Here is a 6429-nt window from a genome sequence, read left to right on the forward strand (position 1 = left end):
CAGACATTCGCGTATGGGAGGATCCCGGATGACCAAGACGCAAGACAGACTGACCAGGCTGCGCGCCCGCATGGAGGCCGAGGGGATCGACCTCGTCGCGCTCGGGCCGGGGGCGCATATGGACTGGCTCATGGGCTTCCACCCGCATCCCGACGAACGCCCCTGCCTCGCCTGCATCACCCGCGAGGCGGCGGCCTTCCTGATGCCGGCCCTGAACGCCGAAGGCTCGCGCCCGCATACCGATCTGCCGTTCCACGAATGGTCCGATGCCGAGGGTCCCGATGGCGCCTTCTCCACCCTGCTCGACGCACTGGGGGCGAAGTCGGCCCGCCGGATCGTGCTCGACGAGACGATGCGCGCCGATTTCGCCGCATTGGTGCAGGACGCCCTGCCCGATGCCGAGCGCCGGTTCACCGCCTCGACCATCGGCTATCTCAGGATGCGCAAGGACGACGACGAGTACCGCGTGCTGAAGCAAAACGCCCTGATCGCCGACCAGGCGATGGAGGCGGGCTGGGCCGCGATGGCGGCGGGCATGAGCGAGCTTGAGGTGGCGGCGGTGATCCGCGAGCGGTTCAAGGCGCTCGGGGCCGAGCCGCTCTTTACCATTGTCGGCGCGGGCGGCAACGGCGCCTTCCCGCATCACCACACCGGCGAAACCCGGCTCGCGCAAGGCGATGCGGTGGTGATGGATATCGGCGGCGGCATGAACGGCTATTCGAGCGACATGACCCGCATGGCGGTGCTCGGCACGCCGCCCGAGGGCTATGACGAGGTGCATGCCATCGTCGAGGCCGCCGTGCAGGCGGCGATGAAGGCCGCCCGGCCCGGCGCGAAGGCGCATGAGGTGGACGATGCCGCGCGCGGCGTGATCGCGGCGGCGGGCTATGGCGAATATTTCGTGCACCGCACCGGCCACGGCATGGGCGTTGAGGTGCACGAGCAGCCCTATATGACCTCGGTGTCGCAGACGGTGCTTGAGCCGGGCATGGTGTTTTCCATCGAGCCGGGCATCTACCTGCCGGGCCGCTTCGGCATCCGCCTCGAAGACATCGTGATCCTGCGCGATGACGGCCCCGAAATCCTCTCCGAACTCCCCCGCAAGCTGAAGGTGCTGTGATGGCCGATCCGTTCACCCTGTCGGTCATTCAGGCCGGGCTGGAAAACGCCGCCGAAGAGATGTTCTCGGTGTTGCGCAAGACGGCGATGAGTCCAATCATCTACGAGGTGCTCGACGTGGGCACCGGGGTGACCGACGCGGCGGGGCGGCTGGTCAGTTCCGGCGCGGGCATTCCCACCTTCGTCGGCGTGCTCGACAAGGCGGTGCAGACCATCGTCGCGCGCCATGGCGACAGCTTGCGCGAGGGCGACATCTTCATCACCAACGATCCCAACCACGGCGGCGTGACCCACCTCAATGATGTGGTGATCGCCAAACCCGCCTTCCACGAAGGCAAATGCGTGGCCTGGACCGCCTCGATCGCCCATTGGGGCGATATCGGCGGCAAGGTGCCCGGCTCGATGGCCACGGATGTGACCGAGATCTTCGCCGAGGGGCTGCGCCTGCCCGCGGTGCGGCTGTTCGAAGCCGGCACGCCGTTGCAAGGGGTGTTCGACATCATCGAAACCAATTCGCGCCTGCCCGATTTCGTGCGCGGCGATCTCTGGGCACAGATCGCGGCCAGCAAGAGCGCCGAGGCGCAGATTCTCACCCTGTTCGACAAATTCGGCGCCGAAACCGTCAGCGAGGCGATCGAAGACGCCTTCAAGACCGGGCGGGCGCGGGCGCTGAGCGGCCTCGCTGCGCTGCCGAACGGGCGCTATGAGATTGAGGAACAGCAGGATGACGGCGCGATCTGGCGCGCGGCCATCACCGTGACCGACGAGCGCTTCACCGTCGATCTGCGCGGCAATCCCACGCAGCAGGCAGCGCCCTACAACACCAGCCGCGACGGCGCGGTGATTTCCAGCCAGATGATCTTCAAGGCGCTCTGCGATCCCGAGCGCTTCGCCAATTCCGGCTCGTTCTCGCCGCTCGAAGTGATCACCGAGGAAGGCACGATCTTCCATGCCGGGCCGACCGCGCCGCAGGGCTATTACTTCGAAACCCGCATCCGGCTGTTCGACATGCTCTGGCAATGTATGGCCCGCGCCCTTCCGGGCCGGTTGCCCGCCGGATCGTTCTCGTCGATCTTCGGCACCGTCATCGCCGGCAACCATCCCGATACCGGGCGCAAATATACGATGGTCGAGCCGCAGATGGGCGGCTGGGGCGCCACGGAGGAGCGCGACGGGGTCGATGCGATGTTTTCCACCAGCCATGGCGACACGTTCAACTGCCCGGTGGAGATCTGCGAGGCGCGCTACGGGCTGAACGTGATCCATAAGTCGCTCACCGAAGCGCTGCCGCAAACGGGCAGACATCATGGCGGGCGCGGCGTTTCGGTGCTTTACGAAGCGCGCGCCGAGGCCAGCCTGTCGGCGGGCTACACCCGCGCCATCGTGCCGGTCTGGTCGCTCGACGAAGCCCCGCCGGGCGGGGTGAACGCCTTGAAAATCCAGCGCAAGTCAGGCGAGACGGAATATCACCGCTTCATCAGCGGCACCCGCCTCGCGCCGGGCGACCGCGTGCTGATCGAAACCGCCCAGGGCGGCAACGCCTGAGGCGTGCGCCCGGCCCTAGCGCTTCGTGCGCCGGGGCATGGCGTGGCCGTCCTTCTGAACCCCCGGCTTGCGGGGCTTGCCCTGCGGCTTGCCCGGCTTCGGCGGCGTGAACCGCTTCGAGGTGTCGCCCGCATTGGCGGCGGGTTTGCCCTTGCCTTTGCCCTTGGGCTTCTGGCCGGGTTTCTGGCCGGGCTTGCCGCCGGACGCATGCTTACCCGGCGCGCGCGGCGCCGGATCGCGGTCTTTCTTCGCCCATGTCTCACCGGGCCGGGCGGGTTTGTGCTTAGGCTTCTTCTTGCCTTCGGGTTTCGGGGCCGGGGCCGAAGGCTCCGGCGGCGGCGCGCTCACCTCGGGCCGGGCGGCGGGCTTGTCCTTGCGCGGCGCGGCCTCCTTGCGCGGCTTGCCGGGCGCCTCATCGAAGCGCGGTGCGCGGCGCGGCGCCTTGGCAGGCTTCGGCCCGCGTCCTTTCGCCTGCAGATCCGGTGGCGCATCCAGTGCCCGTGCGGCAATCCCCTCCTCCAGCACACCACCCTCATCCAGCGCGGCGAAGAACCCGTCGACGCTGCGCTCCGCCAGTTCGACGAAGGTCTCGCTCTGCTGCACCCGGATCGCGCCAATATCGGCCTTGTCGAGATTACCGGCGCGGCACAGGAGCGGCAGCAGCCAGCGCGCTTCCGCCCTGTCCGCCTGCCCGACCGACAACGCCACCCAGCGGCTCGGCCCAAACTCGCGGCGCGCGGGCGCGGCGGCTTTGGCGTCGGGCGGCAGAAGCTCCTCGGGCGCGGCGTGGCGCGACTGGTAGAGGCGCAGATAGGCCCCGGCGATGGCCTCGGGGCCGTGGCGGGCGAGAAGCTTCGCCGCAAAGGCGGCCTGCTCCCCGGTCAGCGCCTCGTCCCAGGCCGGATCGGACAGGAGCCGCTCTTCGTCCTGGCGCTGGATTTCCTCGGGCGACGGCGCCAGGGTCCATTCGGCGGTGATCTTGGCCCATTTCAGCAGCCGCTCGGCGCGCTTGGTGGCCTTCGGCGGGACGATCAGCGCCGAAATGCCCTTGCGGCCTGCCCGCCCGGTGCGGCCCGAGCGGTGCAGCAGGCTTTCGGTATTGGTCGGCAGATCGGCATGGATGACGAGGTTGAGGTTCGGCAGGTCGATGCCGCGCGCCGCCACGTCGGTCGCCACGCAGATCCGCGCCCGGCCATCACGCATCGCCTGCAGGGCATGCGAGCGCTCGCTCTGGCTCAACTCGCCCGAGAGGCTGACGGTGGCAAAGCCCCGGTTGGTCAGCCGCGCGGTCAGGTGGTTCACCTGCGCGCGGGTATTGGCAAAGACGATGGCGCTCTGATCGTGGTGGAAGCGCAGCAGGTTGAAGATCGCGTGTTCGCTGTCGCGCGCCGAAACGCGGACCGCCTGATAGGCGATATCGGCGTGCTGATCGGTGCCGGTCAGGGTGCTGATGCGTTGCGCATCGCGTTGGTAGCTCTGGGCCAGCTTGACGATGGCGGGCGGCACGGTGGCGGAAAACAGCAAGGTCCGCCGCTCTTCAGGCGCCGCGCCAAGGATGAATTCGAGGTCTTCGCGAAAGCCCAGATCGAGCATTTCGTCGGCCTCGTCGAGCACCGCCGCACGGAGGGCGCTCAGATCGAGCGAACCGCGCTCGACATGATCGCGCAGCCGTCCGGGCGTGCCGACGACAACATGTGCGCCACGTTCGAGCGCACGGCGCTCCTGACGGATATCCATGCCGCCGATGCAGCTCGCCATCACCGCGCCGGTGCGGGCGTAGAGCCAGCCCAGCTCGTGGCGGACCTGCAGCGCCAGCTCGCGGGTTGGCGCGATGACCAGCGCAAGCGGCGTCGCCGCCGGGCCGAAGGCGAGCGCTTCTCCAAGCAGCGTCGGCGCGATGGCAAGGCCGAAGCCCACCGTCTTGCCCGAGCCGGTCTGCGCCGAGACCAGCAGATCCGCCGCCGCAAGCTCCGGCGCGATCACCGCCTCCTGCACCGGCGTCAGCGTGTCAAAACCGCGCTCGGCGAGCGCCTCGGACAGAGGAGGGATCATGGGCAGGGAAATTCCATAAGGGTCGGCGACAAAGCCGTAAGGGGCGCCACGCGGGCAAGAGACCCCGCCCTATAGAGCGAATGCCGCTCGGGGTATATGCCCCATCGCACTCCGCAGTACGATTTCTTGCCGATGCCTGTTGAAAAGGCCGGGGCACTGTCGTGGTTGCGCCCCGGCCGGTCTCACTGCCCGATTGGTCGCTAGGCCTCGCCCGGAAGCGCCCGGTCCAGTTTGCGATGCCACGCCTTGTTCTTGGTGTCCGAGAAGGCCGATTGCAGCAGCGCGTCATAGGCGCGCCGCTCCAGTTGCTTTTCCGGCTCGGAGACGAACTGGCTGGCGAGAAAGCGCCTCGGCGCATCCAGCGGGTTCCACATCGCCGACGAGCGCGTTTCGACATTGTCGATGGCAGCGGACAACGTCTCCAGAACATGCACGAAAGGCACGCTCGTCAGCCTCACGTCGTCGCCGACAAGAAGATGGGCCGACAGGCCGCCGGGCTCTTCATGCAGAAGCGTTTCGTGCTTCCTGTGTGTCAGGCTGCGCATGGTCCAGCGCTCTTTCAGCCGCTTCTCGCGAACACAGAGAAATATCCCGTTGCCGCGGTACGACAACACGCCCCGCCCCGACAACAGCGCGCCCTGCAGGTTCTGCGCGGCCCCACGCACCAGCGCACGGAACTCGTCCGAGCTGCAATCGGCATAGAGCTGCTCGACCGACGCGATCTTGACCGCGAAGGTCGAAGCGCTGGACAGGCGCCGGCGCGTGAGCTGATGAAGGTAATTCTCGAACTCGTCATAGTCGATCGCGCCGGGCACTCCGATCAGCGAAATCGGGTCGCGCAGCCGGAAATCCTTCACATCCTCGCCCATGCCGCGCATCTCGCCCGCCATGAGCGGCTGGCTATGGCGCCGCGCCTTGTCGACGGAGGTTTTCTGCGCCGCCTGCAGGCGGGCCGTCAGCTCCTGATAATCGACGGGCTTGGTGATGTAATCCGTCGCGCCCGCCGAAAAGGCGCGGTCGAGGCAGCTCTTGTCACGCATCGCGGTGAGCATGAGGATCGGCACGTATTCATAGCCCGGCGTCTCGCGGATCAGCCGGACCAGCACAGCCCCGTCATCCTCGGGCATCTGAAAATCGACGAGAAAGCAGTCGAACGCCTCGTCCGCTTCCTCGATCTCTTCGAGCGCCTCGATGACAGACGGCGCGGTGGTGACATGGTGGTGGGTCGTGGCACTCAAAATGCTCGTTACAAGGTCCAGGATCGACTGATCGTCGTCGACAGCCAGCACTCTCATTTTGTTACCCCAAATTCATCCCCTGAAAGCCGTAAATGTGCCGCCACATCATGGCGGAGACCGGCGTTTTCGATGGCGGAACCTGGGCGACTTTGTGGCAAAACCGTGACCGCCGCGATGCCGGGAGACAATGGGGGCGAGAGGCGCGGGCTGTTAACCTTTCGGACGTAAGCAATGTGCGGCGCTGGTCTGCCCGACCGGGTCGAATCGCATTGAAAGGCCCGGGATTCGCGGGGGGTCACAGTGGGTTTTCGCGCCTGTCAGCCTGCTTTTTTTCACAGCTTCCCGGTCAGCTCCGGCAGCGCCTCGAACAGATCGGCGACGAGGCCGTAATCGGCGACCTGGAAGATCGGCGCTTCCTCGTCCTTGTTGATCGCGACGATGATCTTCGAATCCTTCATCCCCGCCAGGTGCTGGA

General features: G+C 67.0%; 4 protein-coding genes and 1 pseudogene. 2 read left to right on the plus strand and 3 right to left on the minus strand.

Translation table 11 applies throughout. The features are described 5' to 3' along the window. The first annotated feature begins 28 nt into the window (after nt 1-28). Both QMG28_RS17785 and QMG28_RS17790 read left to right on the plus strand, forming a co-directional pair. Nucleotides 29-1120: a M24 family metallopeptidase gene (locus QMG28_RS17785; protein ID WP_281843671.1), complete on the plus strand. Its 1092-nt coding sequence runs from the start codon at nt 29-31 to the stop codon at nt 1118-1120. Then, nucleotides 1120-2664: a hydantoinase B/oxoprolinase family protein gene (locus QMG28_RS17790; RefSeq protein WP_281843672.1), complete on the plus strand. Its 1545-nt coding sequence runs from the start codon at nt 1120-1122 to the stop codon at nt 2662-2664. Before QMG28_RS17785 ends, QMG28_RS17790 begins: the two co-directional genes overlap by 1 nt. Nucleotides 2665-2679: 15 nt before the next feature. On the opposite strand, the gene QMG28_RS17795 is transcribed toward QMG28_RS17790, so the two are convergent. The 3 genes and pseudogenes from QMG28_RS17795 to QMG28_RS17805 form a co-directional block, all read right to left on the minus strand. Continuing rightward, on the minus strand, nt 2680-4716 hold the full coding sequence (locus QMG28_RS17795; protein WP_281843674.1) for a DEAD/DEAH box helicase: 2037 nt from the start codon (nt 4714-4716) through the stop codon (nt 2680-2682). Nucleotides 4717-4916: 200 nt separating this feature from the next. Next, nucleotides 4917-6011, minus strand: coding sequence for a response regulator (locus QMG28_RS17800; RefSeq protein WP_281843675.1), 1095 nt, complete (start codon nt 6009-6011; stop codon nt 4917-4919). Nucleotides 6012-6286: 275 nt separating this feature from the next. Continuing rightward, a pseudogene (locus QMG28_RS17805) lies at nt 6287-6429 on the minus strand (electron transfer flavoprotein subunit alpha/FixB family protein); the annotation flags it as partial.

This window comes from Sinisalibacter aestuarii (assembly GCF_027923545.1).
Classification (GTDB): domain Bacteria; phylum Pseudomonadota; class Alphaproteobacteria; order Rhodobacterales; family Rhodobacteraceae; genus Sinisalibacter; species Sinisalibacter aestuarii.

Excerpts from the sequence above, each read along its gene's own strand:
- QMG28_RS17785 (WP_281843671.1), top strand. The coding sequence starts at position 29 with ATGACCAAGACGCAAGACAGACTGACCAGGCTGCGCGCCCGCATGGAG.
- QMG28_RS17790 (WP_281843672.1), top strand. The coding sequence starts at position 1,120 with ATGGCCGATCCGTTCACCCTGTCGGTCATTCAGGCCGGGCTGGAAAAC.
- QMG28_RS17795 (WP_281843674.1), bottom strand. The coding sequence starts at position 4,716 with ATGATCCCTCCTCTGTCCGAGGCGCTCGCCGAGCGCGGTTTTGACACG.
- QMG28_RS17800 (WP_281843675.1), bottom strand. The coding sequence starts at position 6,011 with ATGAGAGTGCTGGCTGTCGACGACGATCAGTCGATCCTGGACCTTGTA.